The sequence below is a fragment of the Pseudomonas sp. GW821-FHT12A04 genome (assembly GCF_058807755.1).
This window is the reverse complement of the sequence record NZ_JBXAQZ010000008.1, coordinates 188,985-209,310: the sequence shown is the minus strand read 5'-3', so window position 1 is coordinate 209,310 and position 20,326 is coordinate 188,985. Positions and strand designations below refer to the sequence as shown.

At 59.8% G+C, this 20,326-nt stretch carries 13 protein-coding genes, 3 tRNA genes and 1 riboswitch; of the genes, 2 read left to right on the top strand and 14 right to left on the bottom strand.

Features of this window, described 5'->3' with window-relative positions; genetic code table 11:
• Position 1: 1 nt before the first annotated feature.
• From AC1RS8_RS14730 to ltaE, 7 genes are all read right to left on the bottom strand, one after another.
• Positions 2-78, bottom strand: a tRNA-Arg gene (locus AC1RS8_RS14730).
• Between the two features lie 72 nt (positions 79-150).
• Positions 151-227 (bottom strand) — tRNA-Arg (locus AC1RS8_RS14725).
• Between the two features lie 107 nt (positions 228-334).
• Positions 335-425: transfer RNA gene (locus tag AC1RS8_RS14720), tRNA-Ser, on the bottom strand.
• Positions 426-487: 62 nt separating this feature from the next.
• Positions 488-676 carry a carbon storage regulator CsrA gene (csrA, locus tag AC1RS8_RS14715; RefSeq protein ID WP_002554426.1) on the bottom strand — a complete coding sequence of 63 codons (189 nt, stop codon included), beginning with the start codon at positions 674-676 and terminating at the stop codon, positions 488-490.
• 188 nt (positions 677-864) lie between these two features.
• Positions 865-2,106, bottom strand: coding sequence for an aspartate kinase (locus AC1RS8_RS14710; protein WP_007971040.1), 1,242 nt, complete (start codon positions 2,104-2,106; stop codon positions 865-867).
• Between the two features lie 91 nt (positions 2,107-2,197).
• Positions 2,198-4,819, bottom strand: a complete 2,622-nt coding sequence (alaS, locus tag AC1RS8_RS14705; protein ID WP_489339094.1) for an alanine--tRNA ligase — start codon at positions 4,817-4,819, stop codon at positions 2,198-2,200.
• Between the two features lie 146 nt (positions 4,820-4,965).
• Positions 4,966-5,970 carry a low-specificity L-threonine aldolase gene (ltaE, locus tag AC1RS8_RS14700; protein ID WP_223502712.1) on the bottom strand — a complete coding sequence of 335 codons (1,005 nt, stop codon included), beginning with the start codon at positions 5,968-5,970 and terminating at the stop codon, positions 4,966-4,968.
• Positions 5,971-6,167: 197 nt separating this feature from the next.
• A riboswitch (FMN riboswitch) is annotated at positions 6,168-6,338 on the top strand.
• Between the two features lie 103 nt (positions 6,339-6,441).
• Between ltaE and AC1RS8_RS14695 the strand changes: the two genes are divergently transcribed.
• Positions 6,442-6,951, top strand: a complete 510-nt coding sequence (locus AC1RS8_RS14695) for a 6,7-dimethyl-8-ribityllumazine synthase (RefSeq protein ID WP_057713615.1) — start codon at positions 6,442-6,444, stop codon at positions 6,949-6,951.
• Between the two features lie 130 nt (positions 6,952-7,081).
• Here AC1RS8_RS14695 and astE read toward each other — a convergent pair whose 3' ends face one another.
• The 7 genes from astE to AC1RS8_RS14660 all read right to left on the bottom strand — a co-directional run bounded on the left by astE (position 7,082) and on the right by AC1RS8_RS14660 (position 14,983).
• Positions 7,082-8,092 carry a succinylglutamate desuccinylase gene (astE, locus tag AC1RS8_RS14690; RefSeq protein WP_489339095.1) on the bottom strand — a complete coding sequence of 337 codons (1,011 nt, stop codon included), beginning with the start codon at positions 8,090-8,092 and terminating at the stop codon, positions 7,082-7,084.
• Positions 8,093-8,104: 12 nt separating this feature from the next.
• Positions 8,105-8,395: a topoisomerase II gene (locus AC1RS8_RS14685; RefSeq protein WP_090457332.1), complete on the bottom strand. Its 291-nt coding sequence runs from the start codon at positions 8,393-8,395 to the stop codon at positions 8,105-8,107.
• A 61-nt stretch (positions 8,396-8,456) separates the two neighbouring features.
• Positions 8,457-9,803 carry an N-succinylarginine dihydrolase gene (astB, locus tag AC1RS8_RS14680; RefSeq protein WP_223459297.1) on the bottom strand — a complete coding sequence of 449 codons (1,347 nt, stop codon included), beginning with the start codon at positions 9,801-9,803 and terminating at the stop codon, positions 8,457-8,459.
• A 162-nt stretch (positions 9,804-9,965) separates the two neighbouring features.
• Positions 9,966-11,435: a succinylglutamate-semialdehyde dehydrogenase gene (gene astD, locus AC1RS8_RS14675; RefSeq protein WP_489340642.1), complete on the bottom strand. Its 1,470-nt coding sequence runs from the start codon at positions 11,433-11,435 to the stop codon at positions 9,966-9,968.
• Positions 11,432-12,457: an arginine N-succinyltransferase gene (gene astA / locus AC1RS8_RS14670; RefSeq protein WP_489339096.1), complete on the bottom strand. Its 1,026-nt coding sequence runs from the start codon at positions 12,455-12,457 to the stop codon at positions 11,432-11,434. The genes astD and astA overlap by 4 nt, the downstream gene beginning before the upstream one ends.
• A gap of 79 nt (positions 12,458-12,536) precedes the next feature.
• Positions 12,537-13,556: an arginine/ornithine succinyltransferase subunit alpha gene (gene aruF / locus AC1RS8_RS14665; protein WP_046042322.1), complete on the bottom strand. Its 1,020-nt coding sequence runs from the start codon at positions 13,554-13,556 to the stop codon at positions 12,537-12,539.
• 206 nt (positions 13,557-13,762) lie between these two features.
• Positions 13,763-14,983: an aspartate aminotransferase family protein gene (locus tag AC1RS8_RS14660; RefSeq protein ID WP_057713610.1), complete on the bottom strand. Its 1,221-nt coding sequence runs from the start codon at positions 14,981-14,983 to the stop codon at positions 13,763-13,765.
• A gap of 313 nt (positions 14,984-15,296) precedes the next feature.
• On the opposite strand from AC1RS8_RS14660, the gene AC1RS8_RS14655 reads away from it, so the two are divergent.
• The gene (locus AC1RS8_RS14655; protein ID WP_489339097.1) at positions 15,297-20,324 is read left to right on the top strand and encodes a dermonecrotic toxin domain-containing protein; all 5,028 of its coding nucleotides are present in this window, start codon (positions 15,297-15,299) and stop codon (positions 20,322-20,324) included.
• Positions 20,325-20,326 lie beyond the last annotated feature (2 nt).

The following is a 20,326-nucleotide window of genomic DNA, read 5'->3' as shown; positions in this document are numbered from 1 at the left end:
ATGGTGCACTCGACAGGATTCGAACCTGTGACCGCTCGGTTCGTAGCCGAGTACTCTATCCAGCTGAGCTACGAGTGCAATTTGTGTTTTTATACCAGATCACAACTGGTTGAAACCAAGTTACTTACATTGCTGTAACTAACTCTTAAATGGTGCACTCGACAGGATTCGAACCTGTGACCGCTCGGTTCGTAGCCGAGTACTCTATCCAGCTGAGCTACGAGTGCATTTGTTGCCGCGCATTATAGGCCGTCTAATCTCTATGTCAAGCACTTTTTCTAGTAATTTCAACAACTTACCGAAAAAGCCAGATTACAACGTACTACGCAAATAATGGCGGAGAACGGGGGATTCGAACCCCCGACACCCTTTTGAGGTGTACTCCCTTAGCAGGGGAGCGCCTTCGGCCACTCGGCCAGCTCTCCGCAACACGGGGCGTATATTAACCAGCTTCTTCCCCGTTTGCAAACATAAAAAACGATAAAAATTAATGGCTTGGTTCTTCGTCCTTCTCTTTCTTGATACGCAGGTAAATTTCTTCCCGGTGAACAGCTACCTCTTTGGGGGCATTAACACCGATGCGCACTTGATTTCCTTTGACGCCGAGCACGGTCACGGTGATTTCGCCATCACCGATAATCAGGCTTTCTGCACACCGACGAGTCAGAATCAGCATACTTTTCTCCTCACGCATTTCATTTCAGGGACAACAGTCTGCAAAAAAAAGGCACTCGACCCACAACCGGAGCGGTCGCAGCCCTACATGCCTGAGTATTGACTAGCGCGAGCAAAAGAACAGTCTCGGGGGTCACGCCATTCAAAAAAACAAAAGGCGCGGTCAGACCGCGCCTTTTGGCAAACGCATCACTCGCCCTGGCGGGCCGGTGCGTCCAGTTCGAAAGCCGTGTGCAGAGCGCGCACAGCCAGTTCCAGATACTTCTCTTCGATCACTACGGAGACTTTGATTTCCGAAGTCGAGATCATCTGGATGTTGATGCTTTCCTTGGCCAGGGATTCGAACATGCGGCTGGCCACGCCTGCGTGAGAGCGCATGCCAACGCCGACGATCGACACCTTGGCGATCTTGGTGTCGCCCACGACTTCACGGGCACCCAGCTCGCCAGCGGTTTTTTCCAGCACGGCTTGCGCCGCCTGGTAGTCGTTGCGGTGCACGGTGAAGGTGAAGTCGGTGGTGTTATCGTGCGCGACGTTCTGCACGATCATGTCGACTTCGATGTTCGCGGCACTGATCGGGCCGAGAATCTTGAAGGCAACGCCCGGGATGTCTGGCACGCCACGGATGGTCAGCTTGGCTTCATCGCGGTTGAAAGCGATACCGGAAATGATCGGCTGTTCCATGGTTTCCTCTTCATCAATAGTAATGAGGGTGCCCGGACCCTCCTTGAAGCTGTGCAGTACGCGCAGCGGAACGTTGTACTTGCCGGCGAACTCGACCGCGCGGATCTGCAACACCTTGGAACCGAGGCTGGCCATTTCCAGCATCTCTTCGAAGGTGATCTTGTCCAGGCGCTGAGCCACGGACACCACACGCGGGTCGGTGGTGTAGACGCCGTCGACGTCGGTGTAGATCTGGCATTCGTCAGCCTTCAGGGCTGCCGCCAGCGCCACGCCGGTGGTGTCGGAACCGCCACGACCGAGGGTGGTGATGTTGCCGTGCTCGTCGACGCCCTGGAAACCGGCGACAACCACCACACGACCTGCCTTCAGGTCACCGCGAATCTTCTGGTCATCAATCTGCAAGATACGCGCTTTATTGTGCGCGCTATCCGTCAGAATCCGCACCTGGTTGCCGGTGTACGACACCGCCGGCACGCCGCGCTTGATCAGCGCCATGGCCAACAGGGCAATCGTCACCTGCTCACCGGTGGAAACGATCACGTCCAGCTCGCGCGGAACCGGTTGGCCGTCGCCACTGATTTGCTTGGCCAGATCGATCAGACGGTTGGTTTCGCCGCTCATTGCAGACAGCACAACCACCAGGTCATCGCCGGCATCGCGGAATTTCTTAACCTTGTCGGCGACCTGCTCGATTCTCTCGACGGTGCCGACCGAGGTGCCTCCAAATTTCTGTACGATCAAAGCCATTTCAAAGCCGCCTCTGCCCATGAAGGGCGCCCAAATAATCACTCAAACAGCGTTGCGGCCCACCACTAGACTGCGGGCCGCAAGTACTGCCTTATAGACCCTGCTCTACAAACGGAACGGTCAGGGCCAGTGCCGCATCCAGTGCGCCAGCGTCGGTACCGCCGCCTTGCGCCATGTCTGGACGACCACCACCCTTCCCGCCCACTGCCGCAGCGGCTTGCTTCATCAAATCACCGGCTTTGAGTTGGCCAGTCAGGTCTTTGGTTACGCCTGCAACCAGAACGACCTTTTCCTCATGGACACTGCCGAGCAGGATCACTGCGCGGCCGAGTTTGTTTTTCAGTTGATCGACCAGCGCCAGCAGCGCCTTGCCATCCTGACCGTCCAGACGCACGGCCAGCACTTTCACATCCTTGACGTCCAGCGCCTGGGCCGACAGATCGTCGCCCGCGGCACTGGCAGCCTTGGCTTGCAACTGCTCGAGTTGCTTCTCCAGCAGACGGTTGCGCTCCAGCACAGCCGACAGCTTGTCGATCAGGTTATCGCGGCTGCCCTTGACCAGGCTGGCCGCTTCCTTGAGTTGTTCTTCCGCCGCGTTCAAGTAAGCCAGCGCTTGCGCACCGGTGACCGCCTCGATACGACGCACGCCCGATGCCACACCGCCTTCGCTGATGATTTTCAGCAGGCCGATGTCGCCGGTACGGTTCGCGTGGATACCGCCGCACAGCTCGACGGAGAAATCGCCCATGCTCAGTACGCGTACGTTGTCGCCGTATTTTTCACCGAACAGCGCCATGGCGCCTTTCTGCTTGGCGGTTTCGATATCGGTTTCTTCGGTTTCAACTTCGGAGTTCCTGCGAATCTCGGCGTTGACGATGTCTTCCAGCGCTTTCAGCTGTTCAGGCTTGATGGCTTCGAAGTGACTGAAGTCGAAGCGCAGGCGCTGACTGTCGACCAGCGAGCCTTTCTGCTGAACGTGATCGCCCAGCACCTGACGCAATGCGGCGTGCAGCAAGTGAGTCGCGGAATGGTTCAGCGAAGTCGCGTGACGTACGTCGGCATCCACCTGCGCCTGAACTGGCGAGCCAACGATCAGGCTGCCCGAATCCAGCACACCGTGGTGCAGGAACGCACCGCCGGTCTTGGTGGTGTCGCGCACGTCGAAACGCGCAGCACCAGCCTGGAGGAAGCCGCAATCACCGATCTGACCACCGGATTCCGCATAGAACGGCGTCTGATCGAGAACGACCACGCCCTCTTCGCCTTCGCTCAACACGTCGACCGATTGCCCGTCCTTATAGAGAGCAACAATCTTGGCGGAACCGCTGTGAGCGGTGTAACCGGTGAATTCGGTGTCCACATCAACCTTGACCAGGCTGTTGTAGTCCATGCCGAAGGAGCTGGCGGAACGGGCACGAACTCGCTGGGCTTCCATCTCCCGTTCGAAACCTTCTTCGTCGATGGTCAGGCTGCGCTCGCGAGCGATGTCGCCGGTAAGGTCCATCGGGAAGCCATAGGTGTCGTAGAGTTTGAACACCACGTCGCCCGGCACCACGTCGCCCTTGAGCTCAGCCAGATCCTGCTCGAGGATCTTCAGGCCCTGCTCCAGGGTCTTGGCGAATTGCTCTTCTTCGGCCTTCAACACGCGCTCGATGTGCGCCTGCTGGGATTTCAGTTCCGGGAAGGCTTCGCCCATCTCGGCGACCAGGGCCGCGACGATCTGATAGAAGAAGCTGCCCTTGGCGCCCAGCTTGTTGCCGTGACGGCAGGCGCGACGGATGATCCGGCGCAGCACGTAGCCACGACCTTCGTTGGACGGCAGCACGCCGTCGGCGATCAGGAAACCGCAGGAACGGATGTGGTCAGCCACGACCTTCAGCGAAGCCTGAGCGTCGTTGGTGCAACCGATGGCCTTGGCCGAAGCGCTCAGCAGGCTCTGGAACAGGTCGATTTCATAGTTCGAGTGAACGTGCTGCAGCACGGCACTGATCCGCTCCAGGCCCATGCCGGTGTCGACCGACGGCGCTGGCAGCGGGTGCAACACGCCATCGGCGGTGCGGTTGAACTGCATGAACACGTTGTTCCAGATTTCGATGTAACGGTCGCCGTCTTCTTCCGGCGAGCCCGGTGGGCCACCCCAGATGTCGGCGCCGTGATCGTAGAAAATCTCGGTGCAAGGACCGCACGGGCCGGTATCGCCCATGGTCCAGAAGTTGTCGGAGGCGTACGGCGCGCCCTTGTTGTCGCCGATGCGCACCATGCGCTCGGCCGGAACCCCGATTTCCTTGGTCCAGATGTCGTACGCCTCGTCATCGCTGGCGTAGACGGTGACCCAGAGCTTTTCCTTCGGCAGGTTCAGCCACTTGTCGGAAGTCAGGAAGTTCCAGGCGTAGCTGATGGCATCACGCTTGAAATAATCACCGAAGCTGAAGTTACCCAGCATTTCGAAGAAGGTGTGGTGACGAGCGGTATAACCGACGTTTTCCAGGTCGTTGTGCTTGCCGCCGGCGCGCACGCATTTCTGGCTGCTGACGGCGCGGGTGTACGCGCGCTTTTCCTGGCCCAGGAAGCAGTCCTTGAACTGGTTCATCCCCGCGTTGGTGAACAGCAGGGTTGGGTCGTTGCCCGGAATCAAAGAGCTGGAGGCTACACGGGTGTGGCCTTGCTCTTCGAAGAAGCGAAGGAAGGCTTCACGGATTTCTGCGCTTTTCATTAGGTTCTTCCACGGAGGCTGCGGCCAAAGGCCTGTTCGAAACGTCAACAGACGAAGCGACGGCAAAGGGCCGCATTATATCGGCCCTGCGCGCGGGGTACAGCGTGTTTATACGATAGAAACGGTCAATTGGAGTGCTAACGCTATCACTTGCGCGAAAAGTCGACGAATGTCGCGACGACCTGCTCGATTTGCGCACGGCTGACGTCCATGTGCGTGACCATGCGCAGACGCGCGGCGGCACTGAGTTTGATCCCGCGGTTGGCGGCAAAGGCCTTGATGGCCTCGGCCTGGTCGCCCATCTGCACGTAAACCATGTTGGTCTGCACCGGTTCGACCTCGAACCCCGCCCCGCGCAGGCCTTCGGCCAGCAACTGCGCGTTGGCATGGTCATCGGCCAGGCGCTCTACGTTGTTATCCAGCGCATACAGGCCTGCCGCCGCGAGAACCCCGGCCTGACGCATGCCGCCACCGACCATCTTGCGCAGGCGCCGGGCCTTGCCGATCAGCTCGGCCGAGCCGCACAGCACCGAACCGACCGGTGCGCCCAGGCCTTTGGACAGGCACACCGAGACGGAATCGAAATACTGGGTGATTTCCCGGGCATCCACACCCAGCTTCACTGCCGCGTTGTACAGACGTGCGCCGTCCAGGTGCAGTTGCAAGCCATGCTCGCGGGTAAAACTGCGCGCCCGTGCCAGGTATTCCAGTGGCAGGACCTTGCCTTGCATGGTGTTTTCCAACGCCAGCAAACGGCTGCGGGCAAAATGGAAGTCGTCCGGCTTGATCGCGGCAGCGACCTGCGCCAGGTCCAGCGAACCATCGGCCTGCACTTCCAGCGGTTGCGGCTGGATCGAGCCAAGCACCGCCGCGCCACCCCCTTCATACTTATAAGTGTGGGCCTGCTGGCCGACGATGTACTCGTCACCGCGCTCGCAATGGGCCATCAACCCCAGCAGGTTGCTCATGGTGCCGGTCGGCACGAACAGTGCCGCGGCAAAGCCCAGTCGCCTGGCCAGTTCGGCTTCCAGGTGATTGACCGTCGGATCTTCGCCATACACGTCATCGCCGGTGGCGGCCTTGGTCATTGCCTCGAGCATGCCGGCGCAAGGTTGGGTGACGGTGTCGCTGCGAAGATCGATAACACTCATGAATCTGGCCTCGGTAAGCAGGGGGAAATCCCTTTCAGGAAAGAATTACTGCGGGCATGGCGACGATTAATCAACCCTTGCGTAGGAAAAGGCCGATTAAACCAACGGAAAAGTCGATGACAATCATCCAAAAGGGGTCATGCGCATACCGCAAATATGTGATAAAAACGCTGCGCCGCCAAACATTTTGGCGGCAAAAACGTTCTCAGGGCGGGGTGCAACTCCCCACCGGCGGTAATTGCGCGCAATGCGCATAGCCCGCGAGCGCTTGGTGACAGCACGGCTTCGGCGGTGCCTGACAGCAAGGTCAGCAGACCCGGTGTGATCCCGGGGCCGACGGTCATAGTCCGGATGAAGAGAGAACGGGATTGACAACAAAGGGCCGTCCGCCGGCATTCGTGCGAGCGTGCGTACCCTCAAATCCCCTTCGATTCATAACGCCCTGTTTTTCACACAAACAGGAGTCAGAACATGCAACCCACCGCAATCGACAGCAAAAGCAAACACCATCAGGGCGAGCGCGTAGCGTTCATCCAGGCCTGCTGGCACAAGGACATTGTCGATCAGAGCCGTAAAGGCTTCGTCGCCGAAATGATTACCCAGGGTTATCAGGAATCCGACATCGATTTCTTCGAAGTCGGCGGCGCCTTTGAAATGCCCCTGCACGCCAAGTTGCTGGCCAAGACCGGTCGTTATGCCGGCATCGTCGCCGCAGCCCTGGTGGTGGACGGCGGGATCTACCGTCACGAGTTCGTCGCCCAGTCGGTGGTCAGCGGCCTGATGCAGGTTCAACTGGAAACCGAAGTGCCAGTGTTCTCGGTGTCCCTGACCCCGCACCACTTCCATGCAGGCGAAGAACACCAGAAGTTCTTCTTCGAGCATTTCCTGCATAAAGGCCAGGAAGCGGCAAAGACCTGTGCGGATACGCTGTTGAAAATCCGTTCGCTGCGCCGCACTGAACCGCGCGCGGTAGCTGTCTAAAAGCCGAAAACCTTGTAGGAGCGAGCTTGCTCGCGATAGTCGTCAACGATAACGCGGGAAGCCTGGCACCCCGCGGCGTTTTCAGATTCATCGCGAGCAAGCTCGCTCCTACAGAGGTTAAATGCCGTAATCAGGCCAGGTTTTCGTCGGTGGTCGGCACGACCAGGATGCCGGCACGCAAACCATTCTTCACCCTGGGGTTCGGGAAGATGATCCGGGCGCCCTCTTCCTCGATGATCCAGCGGGTGTTGGCGATATCTTCCGCCAGCAGGTAACCCACTTCCAGCTCTGAAAAGTTCTCGATGTCCGCCGGCAGGTTCAGGCGGAAGCTGTCGCTGTGCTTGATGATTTCTCGCGCCACGCTGTACAGCTGCAAACCGTCCAGCGCGTCCTCAGTCAGTTCTGGTTCGGTGCCCTCGATGATCTGCTTGAGACGCCTCTCCAGCAGCGAGACGTTGACACCGTCGTTCTGACCGAACGGCCGCGCCTTGCCCAACTCCAGGGTAAAAGCCTCGGCACCCAGCTTGTCGTAGGTATAGGAGCTGAACACGATGGACGGCTTGTTCTGCAGCAACACCGCTTCCATGCCGGCAGCACGCAGGCGCGCCAGTTCCTGACGCGAATGCTGGCGGTCTTCCTTCCACGGGTACAAGGCGAACTGCTCGATTTTCGAACCACGAATCGCCGTGTGCAGGTCGTAGTGCAGGCGCTGGCGATCCGGCAGGCTGAAGAAGCTGGCAGCCAAACGTTCCAGCTCACAGGCGCGCAGGGCTTCGCAACCGCTGCTTTGTTCGTGACGGCCATTGAACAGCCGATTGACGTCCTGCTCGACGAAACGCTCGCCCTTGCGAATCGCTTCCGGGTTGCCGAACAGGAACAGAATACGTGCGCGCGGCTTCAGATCGCCACGGGCAATGTCGTGCAACAGGCGATCGAGCAATTCGATCGGCGCTGTTTCGTTGCCATGGATCCCCGCCGAAAGCAGCAGGTCCAGGCCGTTGTCACGCGCTTCAGGTGGCCGGACTTCCAGCGCACCTTCGCTCAACCAGCGCATGCGCACGCCTTCGACAGTCAGTTGAGTCTTCTCCGCCGGTTCGCGGCCGGCGAGGGTCAGTTCAAGCAGTTTGCCGAGGGCGAGCATAGAGCGGTTTCCTTAGTGATCGTGGTTGCAGTCCGGGCCGTGGACGTGTTCCTCGTCGTCACCGAGGTCAGCCGGTTCCATTTCCAGTTGCAGACTTACCAGATTAGTCGCCAATGGGCGCAACAGCAGGTTGGCGTACTCGGCGTCGCCTTCTTCGACGTCCACGCCGATCAGCAACTGGCCACGGCCGTCCTGCTGGATCCACAGCTCTTTACCTTGCCACAGGACCGCGACGCGGGTGCAGGACGTTTCCAGTTGCGTGCCGTCGGTGTCTTCAAGGATCAGCTGCAGGGTATCGCTCATGTCTTTACGCTCTCGTTTGAGATGAATCAGCGCGCTGCCGTAGAAAGCGGCGCGCCGTCGATCAATTGATCTGGAATGGATAAACCGCGCCCAGTTTAAGGATTTGCGTCAGTTCATCCAGTGCCGTCCGGCACTCAAGCAGCAATTGCGGGTCCGCCAGATCGTTTTCGGTCATGCGGTCGCGGTAGTGCTTCTCGACCCATTCGGTCAGTGTGCCGTACAACGGTGCCGTCATGATAACCCCTTGGTTGACGGCCGCCAGTTCGGTTTCGTTGAGCGCGACACGCAGTCGAAGGCAAGCAGGGCCACCGCCGTTCTGCATGCTCTGCTTGAGATCGAAGACTTTCACTTCGCGGATCAGGCCGCCGGAGCTGGTCAAACCCTGCAAGTACTGCCAGACACGCTCGTTGCCACGGCATTCTTCCGGCACGATCAACAGCATGGAGCCGTCAGGACGCGACAGCAGTTGGCTGTTGAACAGGTAGGAACGAACCGCGTCTTCCACGCTGACGGCGGAACGTGGCACACACACAGACTGAAATTTCCCACCGACTTTGGCGAGTTTGCTCTGCAATTCAGCGAGCATCTTCTCGGTCTCGAGGAACGCGTCCTCGTGATAGAACAGCACTTCACCATTACCCACGGCGATCACGTCGTTGTGGAACACGCCCTGATCGATCACCGACGGGTTCTGCTGCGCGTAGACCACGCCGTCATCGCTCAAGCCGTGCAAACGGGCAACGGCCTGGGACGCTTCGAGGGTCTGGCGCGCCGGGTACTTCTGCGGTGCCGGGTAGCGGGTGTCGAACGCACTGCGGCCGAACACGAAGAACTCGACACCGGCCTCGCCGTATTCACGGCAGAAACGCGTGTGGTTGGCCGCGCCTTCGTCACCGAATTGCGCCACGGCTGGCAAGGCGGCGTGGTGGGCGAAGTGTTTCTGGTCAGCGAACATCGCCCCCAGCACGCGGCTGGTGGTCGGGTGTTCGATGCTGCGGTGGTATTTGCAGTTGAGGTTGGCGGCGGTGAAATGCACGCGGCCATCAGCGGTGTCGGCGCTCGGGCTGACGGTCGCCGCGTTGGCCACCCACATGCTCGACGCCGAGCAACTGGCCACCAGCAGCGGCATCGCCTCTTTGGCAGCGCGCTCGATCACTTGAGCGTCGGTGCCGCCAAAGCCCAGGCGACGCAGTGCAGCCACATCCGGGCGCTCTTGCGGTGCCAGTACGCCTTGCTGGAAACCCATTTCCATCAGCGCTTTCATCTTTGCCAGGCCTTGCAGCGCCGCTTCCTTGGGGTTGGAAGACTGCTGGCTGTTGCTCTGGGACGCGACGTTGCCGTAGGACAGGCCGCCGTAGTTATGGGTCGGCCCCACTAGACCGTCAAAATTGACTTCATAGGATTTCATCAGCGAGGCTCCACGAGAATCTGTTGTTATAGGCTTCAGTAACTGTTCTTTTAGACCGCGTCGCGGCCATCGCGAGCGAGCTCGCTCCTACAGTGATTGCGTCGTACACAAGATATGTGAACGCCACCGAACCTGTGGGAGCGGGCTTGCCCGCGATGGGCATCACGCCATCTTCACGCCAGGTGTCAGGGCAGCAGGCATGGTCAGGCTCGGCGTTTCCAGCGAGGCCACCGGGTACGCGCAGTAATCCGCCGCGTAGTAAGCGCTGGCGCGGTGGTTGCCCGAGGCCCCTACGCCGCCGAATGGCGCGCTGCTCGCGGCACCGGTCAGTTGCTTGTTCCAGTTGACGATACCGGCACGGCTTTCCAGCCAGAACTGCTGGTAACGCGCCTCGGAGTCCGACAGCAGGCCGGCGGCCAGACCGTAGGCGGTGTCGTTGGCTTCAGCGATCGCCGCTTCAAAATCAGCGTAGCGGATCACCTGCAGCAACGGGCCGAACAGCTCTTCGTCAGGACGATCGGCAACGGCGCTCACGTCCAGGATACCCGGGGTCAGCAGGGCCGATTGAGCCTGAGGCTGAGTCATTTCCAGCAGTGCCACGGCGCCGTTGGCCAGCAGATGTTCCTGCGCATCCATCAACGCTTTCGCAGCGCCAAGGGAAACCACCGAGCCCATGAACGGCGCCGGTTGCTGATCGAAGGCTCCGACTGAGAGGGTCGAGCTGACCGCCACCAGGCGCGCCAGCAACGAGTCGCCCCAAGCACCTTGCGGCACCAGCAAGCGACGAGCACAGGTGCAACGCTGGCCGGCGGAAATGAACGCCGACTGAATGATGGTGTACACCGCGGCATCGAGGTCGGCGACCTGATCGACCACCAGCGGGTTGTTACCGCCCATTTCCAGCGCCAGGATCTTGTCCGGACGACCGGCGAATTGCTGGTGCAGGTGATTGCCGGTGCGGCTGGAACCGGTGAAGAACAGCCCGTCGATGCCCGGGTTCGCCGCCAGGGCGATACCGGTTTCGCGAGCGCCTTGCAGCAGGTTCAATACACCGGCCGGCAGGCCAGCCTCGATCCAGCACTTGACCGTCAGCTCAGCGACTTTCGGTGTCAGTTCGCTTGGCTTGAACAGCACGCTGTTACCGGCCAACAGTGCCGGCACGATATGGCCGTTCGGCAGGTGACCCGGGAAGTTGTACGGGCCAAATACCGCCACCACACCGTGGGGTTTGTGGCGCAGCACAGCGGTGGCATCGCCCAGCGGCCCGCTCTTCTCGCCGGTACGTTCGCGGTAGCTCTGCACCGAGATGGCAATCTTGTTGACCATGCTGGTGACTTCGGTCGCCGCTTCCCACAGGGGTTTGCCGGTTTCTTCGCCGATGGTATGAGCCAATTCGTCAGCGTGATTCTTCAGCGCGGCGGCAAAGGCCTCCAGCACCGAGATACGCTCTTCCAGGGTGCGCCGCGCCCAGTCCGGGAACGCCTGACGCGCCGCTTGCACAGCCGACTCGACCTGATCGGCGGTGGCTCCGACGCCGGACCACAGTACCTGCTGGGTCACCGGGTTCAGCGACTCGAAGGCTTCGCCCCCACCTGCCAGCCATTCACCTGCGATGTAAAGCGACTTCATTATTTCGACTCCCGAGCTGCGGACAACGCCACGGCGCGCACTTGATCGCCCGCGTTGAGTTGAAGACGTTTGGCGGTCAACGGGTCGACCACCAGGGTGCCGGCGGCCAGACGTGCAGGCGCGGCAGTGATCCGGCAGTCCTCGCGCTTGCGGTTGTGAATGATGAATGGCGTGGCATCGTCACCCGGTGTGCCGACGGCCAGCACCAGCGCCTGGCTGTCGCGCACGGCGCGGATCTTGCCGGTTTCGCATTCGATCGCCGGGCCTGCGTCGAAGATATCGACGTAGCCCTGGTAGCTGAAACCTTCGCTCTTGAGCATGGCCAGCGCCGGCTCGGTGTCCGGATGAACCTGACCGATCACGTTGCGCGCATCCGGCGACAGGAAGCAGGTGTACAGCGGGAATTTCGGCATCAGTTCGGCGATGAACGCCTTGTTGCCCACGCCGGTCAGGTAGTCAGCCTGGCTGAATTCCATCTTGAAGAAGTGCCGGCCCAGGCTTTCCCAGAACGGCGAACGTCCGGCCTCGTCGGAAACACCGCGCATTTCGGCAATGATCTTGTTGCCGAACAGTTGCGGGAATTCGGCGATGAACAGCATCCGCGCCTTGGACAGCATGCGACCGTTGAGGCCACTGCGGTAATCGGCGTGCAGGAACAGCGAGCACAGCTCGGAGTTGCCGGTCAGGTCGTTGGCCAGGAACAGCGTCGGGATTTCACGATAGATGTTCAGCTCTTGCGAAGCGCTGACCGTCAGACCGACCCGGAAGTTGTACCAGGGCTCACGCAGGCCAACGGCGCCGGCAATGGCGGAAATACCCACCACGCGCCCGTCGTCATCTTCGAGCACGAACAGATAGTCCGCGTCGCCCCGCCCGGCGTCGCCGCGAAAGGTCTTCTCGGCCCAGCCAACCCGATGGGCCAGCCGCTCTTCGTTGGCCGGCAAGGTGGTCAGGCCGGTGCCGGTGCTGCGGGCCAGGTCGATCAGAGCGGGTAAATCGCTGCTGCGTACGGGACGAACGATCATGCTATCTCCTCAAACGGGCCGCTTGCGCCACCCGTGAAACTTCGCTGCTTTCTAAACGAGCAATCAGGCCAGGTCGCTGTTAAACCGCGACCAGGCGCACGCTGGCACCCTCGCCGACACCCAGGGCTTCGGCCGCCTCCAGGTCCAGGGTCACCGGTTTGCCCGGCGCGTAATCGAGCTCGAGCATGACCGCGCGGTAATCCTGCAACTGGGCATTGGCAACCAGGTACTGGCGACCGACACCTTTGACCGGCTCACCGATCTTCACCGGCACCACACGGCTCTGGGCGATCGAACGGATCCCCGAGACACGGGCATGCAGGGTCGGGCCACCGTCGAAGATGTCGATGTAGTGATCGGTCTCGAAACCTTCGCGCATCAGAATGTCGAAGGTGATCTGCGCGCGGGGGTGCACCTGGCCCATGGCTTCTTGAGCGGAGTCCGGCAGCAGTGGCACGTAGATCGGGTAATGCGGCATCAGTTCGGCAAGGAACGTACGGCTTTTCAGCCCGCACAGACGCTCGGCTTCGGCGTAGTTGAGGTCGAAGAAGTTGCGGCCGATGGCATCCCAGAACGGCGAGTCGCCGTTTTCATCGCTGTAACCGACGATTTCGGTCACCACGGAATCGGCAAAACGCTCCGGATGGCTGGCCACGAACAGCAAACGGCCACGGGAGTTGAGCTCCGACCAAGGCGACCCCACCAACTCGCGCTGCACATAGAAGCTGGTCAGCAAGCTGTTGCCGGTCAGGTCGTGGCACTGGGAGAGCACGTGGATCTTGTTGTGAATCTTCAGCTCGCGGGAAGCGTGCACGAAGGTTTCGTTGCGAAAGCTGTAGAACGGCTCGGAGTAACCGGCCGACGCCACGATGGCCGAGCAACCGACCAGCTTGCCGGTGGCGGAGTCTTCGAGAACGAAGAAATAACTTTCCTCACCGTTGAAACTCACTTCGGCGGCGAACGAGGCTTCGCTTGCCGCGATCTTGTCGCTCAGGCGCTCAACGTCATCCGGCAAGGAAGTGACACCAATCGGACTGTCCGCAGCCAGACGCTGTACCTCGCCCAGATCAGCCATTTGCGCGGGGCGCATCACCAGCATGGTGTCACTCCTTTCTAAAACTCTTTTGAGGGAAATAAGCCGGGGCCGCCTTGGAACTCCTGTGGGAGCGAGCTTGCTCGCGATGGAGTGTCAGTCGACACCAATGTGGATGATCCACCATCGCGAGCAAGCTCGCTCCTACAGTAAAGCGGGCCCGGCATAAAAATTGGGTTCGACGCCTGAAAGATCAGGCGTCGAAGGGTCTATCAGGCTTGCGTCAGTTTTGCCGCGGCACGTTCGAAGCGGTCCAGACCGGCATCGATATCGGCGTCTTCCACCACCAGGCTCGGGGCGAAACGCACCACGTCCGGGCCGGCTTGCAGAATCATCAGGCCTTCTTGTTCAGCGGCGTTGAAGATGTCCTTGGCCTTGCCTTTCCAGGCATCGCTGAGCACACAGCCGATCAACAGACCCAGGCCACGGACCTGGGTGAACAGGCCGTATTTCTCGCCGATCTGCTCAAGGCGTGCCTTGAACTTGTCGTGCTTGGCATTGACGCCAGCCAGTACCTCTGGGGTGTTGATCACGTCGATCACCGCACCTGCGACAGCGCACGCCAGCGGGTTGCCGCCGTAAGTGGTGCCGTGGGTGCCGACGACCAGGTGCTTGGCCAGGTCTTCGGTGGTCAGCATGGCGGCGATCGGGAAACCACCGCCCAGGCTCTTGGCGCTGGTCAGGATGTCCGGGATCACGCCGTAATGCTGGTAAGCGAACAGGTGGCCGGTACGGCCCATGCCGGTTTGCACTTCGTCGAACACCAGCAGCGCGTTGTGCTCGTTGCACAGTTCGCGGGCGCCTTGCAGGTAGGCCAGTTCGGCCGGCAGTACGCCGCCCTCACCTTGAATAGGCTCCAGGACCACGGCGCAGGTCTTGTCGGAAACGGCAGCTTTCAACGCAGCCAGATCGTTGTATGGCACGTGGGTGATGCCGGTGATCTTCGGACCGAAGCCATCGGAATACTTCGACTGGCCACCGACGTTCACGGTGAACAGGGTACGGCCGTGGAAGCTGTTGAGCGCGGCGATGATCTCGTACTTCTCGCTGCCATAACGGTCGAACGCGACACGACGGGCCAGCTTGAACGCGGCCTCGTTGGCTTCGGCGCCGGAGTTGCAGAAGAAGGCGCGCTCGGCAAAGGTGGCGTCGACCAGCTTGTGCGCCAGGCGCAGCGCCGGCTCATTGGTGAACACGTTGGACACGTGCCACAGCTTGTTCGCCTGCTCGGTCAAGGCACCGACCAGCGCCGGATGCGCGTGACCCAATACGTTGACGGCAATCCCGCCGGCGAAGTCGATCAGCTCGCGACCGGACTGGTCCCAAACGCGGGAACCGGCGCCACGCACAGGAATGAATGCGGCAGGCGCATAGTTGGGAACCATTACCTGATCGAAATCGGCGCGTTGTACCGCAGCGTGCTCAACGGACATCGGAGTCTCCTGAAGAGAAAACACTCGCCTGAAACTGGCGAGCTTGGTGAGGATTGTAAGGACAGTTTTCAGCCCGGCCTTGCCGCCAAGCGACAACTTCTTATAGCGCAAACCCCGGATTTTCCCGGGTTTACGGCAATGCGACATATAGGGTCGCAAAGGCGCAGTTTAACTGGCGGCGGACGTTTGCGGCAGGCTTGCTGCGTTGTAACTCATGGCAATGACCCGAGTGCGGTAAATATGTACCGCACAGCGTCCGGGTTCGCGCGGTTTCCTAAGGGCCTCATCCCACTTCGATGGTCACCTTAACCGCATGAATACCCAACATACCGACATTGCTAGCGACGCCTTCAGGCCAGACGCTCACTATCAGCACTTGAGCAACGTGATCCCCTCCTGGCTCCGCCAAGCAACGCCTCATCGGCGTGAGGCACTGCGCAACAGCGCGCCAGGCATTCCGGCCGGGCTCAAGGACGCTCCACCCCATCAGCATGCAGAACTGGGCAAACTCATTGCCCGTCATGTGACCAGCCAGAACCAGGTTGATCAAATGATGGCAAAGCTGCAGAGCCCCGCCGACTTCGCCGAACCACTTCTCGAAGCGGCGCTCAAGACCCGATTCGGCCTGGAACTGGACGCTCGTAAAACGTTCCTTCGCCTTTACATCCCGGCTCACATCCCATGGCTTCGGCTGAAATCCGGCGCTGCGCGCACCTGGACGGTGTCCCTGCTGGATGCCGCACTGCACAATTTTGAAAGCACCGAAACCAAAGCAGACGCCTTCGAGCCCGCCTCGACTTACATCACGCCCCCCTCTGCTACCGGGCAATTCAATACATTGCCGCAGATACTGGAAAAGATGCCCATCACGGCTTTTACCAGCCTCTGCCGGGAACTGGACATTGGCCAGCGCTATAAAGAGTATCTGGACGACAACCTTGGCATCAGCAATCCCGTGGCCGCGGCAATACTGAAATCGAAAATTCACGACAGCCAGAAAACCGCACTCACCGCTGCCCTGCACATGGCGCAGATGCAAAAATTGCTGGGCAGTGACGTCCACCGACTGACTCTTGGCTTGCTCGACAACCTGCCTTCTTTACGTTTGCATGGTCTGCCCTGGGGCTACCATGAACTGACAATCATGAACGCTCGCCTGACCGGCATCGTTTTGTTTGCACCGGATCTGGAGCGCGCAACAGAAGTGGTCAGAGTGGTGGCCTACATTCCTGACGACCCCGAACACCCGATCAAGGAATACAGTTCAACCGCCGCCTTCGCCGAGGAACTTGGTCAGCGCTTGCGTGCCCCCGAATACCAACAGTTTTTCAGTCGATTCATCAATCATGAGGATCGTGGGTACTTTTTCGCGCAGTTGAACAACGAGCTATCACCTTTAACCTGGCAGCCTGTTCCACCGGGCGATCCGCACCCGACCTGGCGAGAGCGCCCTAACCAACGTCCCGACTTGCACATTGCGGCCACACCGGTGAAAGACGATCTCTTGACCCACCTCTATCAGAGCAAGCTCAACAAGATCCTCAACGATGCGCGAGTGATCGCCGTGTCCACCGCAACAGTCGACCAGAGAGCCCGCTGGGCCTTATGGGACTCCTTTACGGAAATAGCTTCGACCCTGCTGAACATCGCGGCCTTTATTGCCCTGCCGTTCGTACCCTTCCTTGGCGAGTTGATGCTGGCCTACATGGCCTACCAGTTGCTCGACGAAACCTTCGAAAGCATTGTTGACTGGGCCGAGGGCCACACCACCGAGGCCTTCGAGCATTTCATGGGCGTTGTTGAAACCGCCGTACAACTGGGCACCTTTGCGGTGGGTGGCGTGATCGCGGCGGGAGAATTTCGCGCGATCCTGCCCAAGGAAATTGTGCAGTTCATCGACCGTTTCAATTCGGTGAAGCGGCCCAATGGCGAAACCCGCTATTGGAAACCCGACCTGACCGCCTACGAGCACCCCGCCACACTCCCGGCAGACTCAAAACCGGATTCACTCGGACTGCACAGGCATCAAGGTAAAACCCTGTTACCCCTGGAAGGCAAAAACTACGCCATCAGCGAGGACTCCGTCATCGGCGAGTACCGCATCGACCACCCCTCCCGCCCTGACGCCTACAAACCACAACTGCGGCACAACGGCACCGGCGCCTGGCAAACCGAACTCGACCAGCCGTTGAGCTGGGACCAGGCCACCGTGCTGCACCGTATCGGCCCGGACATGCAGCGATTTTCGGCCAGCACCCGCGAGCGCATCCTCAGCATCAGCGGCAGCCACGAAGATACCCTGCGCAAGATACACGTGCATGCCGGGCAGGTGCCGCCGTTACTGGCCGACACACTCAAACGCTTCAGGATCGATCAGGACATACAAACCTTTATTGATCAGATCGGCAGCGACCAGCCGGAGCACTTCCTCAAGGCGGATCCCGTGACACAGCTGGAACTGCTCAATGAAAACGGTTACTGGCCGGCAAACAAAGGCCTGCGACTGATCGACGAAAATGCGCAAACCCTTTGGCAAAGCCCGGCGCCCGATGTACCCGTGGTGGAAATCGACGCCACCCGCCTCACCGACGGCGACCTGCTGAAAACCTTTCTCCTGACCCTGTCGGACAGCGAAGCCAGAACGCTGATGGGCGAAGAATTCGGTCACCCCTCCCCTGGCCTGGAAAACCGGGCGCAGCGGTTGCGCAAGATACTCGCGCGGCTTGCCGAACAGAAACGGCAAGGCCTGTTCGATCAGCGTTATCGCAGACTCGAACGTGGCGCTCAAGGCCCCATACAAGCAGTCATGGATGCTGAGCCCGGACTACCAAGCAGCGTTGCAGAAGCGATTGTGAACACAGCAAACGAACAGGAACTGCAACAGCTGAAAAAACCAACCATTTCCCCTCGCCTGGTCGAGCTGAGCCAGGAGGCCAGATTACAAGTACGAGTGACACGCGCCTACGAGGGGCTTGATTTGCCATCGACCGAGAACAACCTCGACACCGACCGGCTGGCCTTGCACACCCTGGAAAAACTGCCAGGCTGGACGGGACAGCTACGACTGGAAACCCGCCAGTACGCCCATGAAGGCCTCCTGATCGACAGCGTTGGCAGTGCCGACGCGCCCCTGCGTAAAGTGCTGGTGCTCAGAGTAGAAGGCGAGTATCAGGCGTTCGATCAAGACGGCGAAGAACTCAGCGGCATGGACTCGCTTTACGCATGCCTATTACAGGCCATGCCGGACAGTGAACGCACCGCCCTGAACCTTCATATCGGTGAAGGTGAACGACTCAAACAGTTAATTCGCAATCACGCCTTGAGCCGTGACGCATTAAGCTCGCTGCTGGCTCGACACCCCAACCTCAAACCCACCTACGACCCAAAGGTAATGCGCTTGCTCGGTGGCGGTGACGGGTATCGTCAAATGCCACGCAACACACCTACCTTGCAAGCTCGGGCTCAGACACTGTTCCCCCATCTATCCGCCGAAGAGCTCGACGCCTTCGTCGAACGCCTGCAACAGCACCCAAACGGACCGCGGGCAGAACTGAATCGGCTTATGGTTCAACACACGCAGCTCCAGGAAACGCTTTCTTCCTGGCGCGACGAAACTCCGCTGTTTATTCCAGACACACAACTCAGGGTCACTCCCGAGCAATTCGCTGCACAAAAGCAGGTCCGTCGACAGTTCACCATCGACCTGATGGACTGCTGGCGACAGCAATGGACCCTTCCCGAGACCGCGCTTGAAAGAGTCGACTTCAACTTCTTCCAACCGATCATCGGCGAATTGCCAGCCCTGAGCACCGACTTCAGCGGCGTCACAATGCTTACACTGGAAGGCAGCAGCGCCACGCGGGGCATGCATGAGTTTCTGCGCAGCTTTACCGGTTTACGCATCCTGAAACTGCGCGATTTCAACCTTGGCCACTTACCGGACACCCTTCCATCGTTGCAACTCGAAGAACTCATTCTGAGCAATTGCGCGATCACCCTCAGCCCCGAAAGCCAGGTCGGGCTCGCGGGCCTGCATCGGTTGACCACAATGGACCTGTACAAGAACCCCTTGGGCATGACACCCGATGTCGGCAGCATGCCCGATTTGAATTACATCGACTTATCGCAGACGGGCATTACTGAACTCCCGCGCGAATTATTGACTCGCCCACGCCTGCGCACCGCCCTGCTCAATAACAACCAGATCAAAGAGTTGCCCAGCGCATTGTTCACACTGCAACAACGCACCCAGGAGGGTTTCGACCTGGGCAACAATCCGCTTTCAAACGCAGCCCGCGAACGCCTCAAACAGCACTTCCAGCAGACCCGTCAGGACTTCGGTATCTTTGCCGAAGAAACAGATATCCACCGCGCCCAGGCACTGTACCCCTGGATGGACCAGGAAGACGCCAGCAAATTCGTCTACAAACTGCCCGGGACCCTGGATGAGGGGCGAGTCGAACTGACCCGCCTGGAAGTCGAACTCACCACCCTGGAGAACGACCTGTCCGCCTGGACCGGCAATATTCCCGCCGTCCACCCCCACAGCAATCAACCGTTCACTGCCCAGCAACTGCTGATCGAACATTCGACGCGGGACGCATTCAGAGAGTCCGTACTGCGCTGCTGGCGCCGGGAAAGCGACCCGGAGGACTTCGACGTTTCACTGCAAGCAACTACTTATGACCTGAGTCTGGAGACACGGATTACCGGTAACTTGCCGACACTGAGCGCAGACTTCAGCCATGTTTCTCTGGTTTACCTGAGTAGCGAGAGTGGCCTGACCACAGGCGTCACCGAATTCCTGGAGTGCTTCCCCAAACTCAAGACCCTCGTTATCAACGACTTCAGGCTAGGCGATATTCCGGAGGCGATATTCCGGATGAGCGATTTGAGATCGCTCAATCTCCTCAACTGCAACATCACCCTGACCCCGCAGTCTGCCCTGAACCTGGCCGAGATGGCCCGCCTGGAATTCATCGACTTGAGGAACAATCCGCTGGGGCTGGCTCCGGATATCAGCCAGATGGCGGACCTGGCGACCCTGCAACTGGACAACTGCGGGCTCACCGAATTACCCGCTGGACTGTTGCAGCTCAAGAGCCTGGAAACCGTAGACCTGAGCGACAACGCAATCAGCCGGATACCCGCCGACCTCCTCGAACTGCCGCTGGAGATCGCCGAAAGCATCAACTTGCGGGGCAATCCGTTCTCCGAAGACAGCCTGCAGATCCTGATCGAGTATTTCAGGCTGACCAGTGTCGACTTCGGCATTCAGGAAGTGATCGATCGGGCAGAATTGGAGGTGTCGACGTCCGAGGCGTCCGAACCGGAAGACTGATC

Coding starts and splice junctions, on each gene's coding strand:
- csrA (WP_002554426.1), bottom strand. CDS start 676: ATGCTGATTCTGACTCGTCGGTGTGCAGAAAGCCTGATTATCGGTGAT.
- AC1RS8_RS14710 (WP_007971040.1), bottom strand. CDS start 2,106: ATGGCTTTGATCGTACAGAAATTTGGAGGCACCTCGGTCGGCACCGTC.
- alaS (WP_489339094.1), bottom strand. CDS start 4,819: ATGAAAAGCGCAGAAATCCGTGAAGCCTTCCTTCGCTTCTTCGAAGAG.
- ltaE (WP_223502712.1), bottom strand. CDS start 5,970: ATGAGTGTTATCGATCTTCGCAGCGACACCGTCACCCAACCTTGCGCC.
- AC1RS8_RS14695 (WP_057713615.1), top strand. CDS start 6,442: ATGCAACCCACCGCAATCGACAGCAAAAGCAAACACCATCAGGGCGAG.
- astE (WP_489339095.1), bottom strand. CDS start 8,092: ATGCTCGCCCTCGGCAAACTGCTTGAACTGACCCTCGCCGGCCGCGAA.
- AC1RS8_RS14685 (WP_090457332.1), bottom strand. CDS start 8,395: ATGAGCGATACCCTGCAGCTGATCCTTGAAGACACCGACGGCACGCAA.
- astB (WP_223459297.1), bottom strand. CDS start 9,803: ATGAAATCCTATGAAGTCAATTTTGACGGTCTAGTGGGGCCGACCCAT.
- astA (WP_489339096.1), bottom strand. CDS start 12,457: ATGATCGTTCGTCCCGTACGCAGCAGCGATTTACCCGCTCTGATCGAC.
- aruF (WP_046042322.1), bottom strand. CDS start 13,556: ATGCTGGTGATGCGCCCCGCGCAAATGGCTGATCTGGGCGAGGTACAG.
- AC1RS8_RS14660 (WP_057713610.1), bottom strand. CDS start 14,983: ATGTCCGTTGAGCACGCTGCGGTACAACGCGCCGATTTCGATCAGGTA.
- AC1RS8_RS14655 (WP_489339097.1), top strand. CDS start 15,297: ATGAATACCCAACATACCGACATTGCTAGCGACGCCTTCAGGCCAGAC.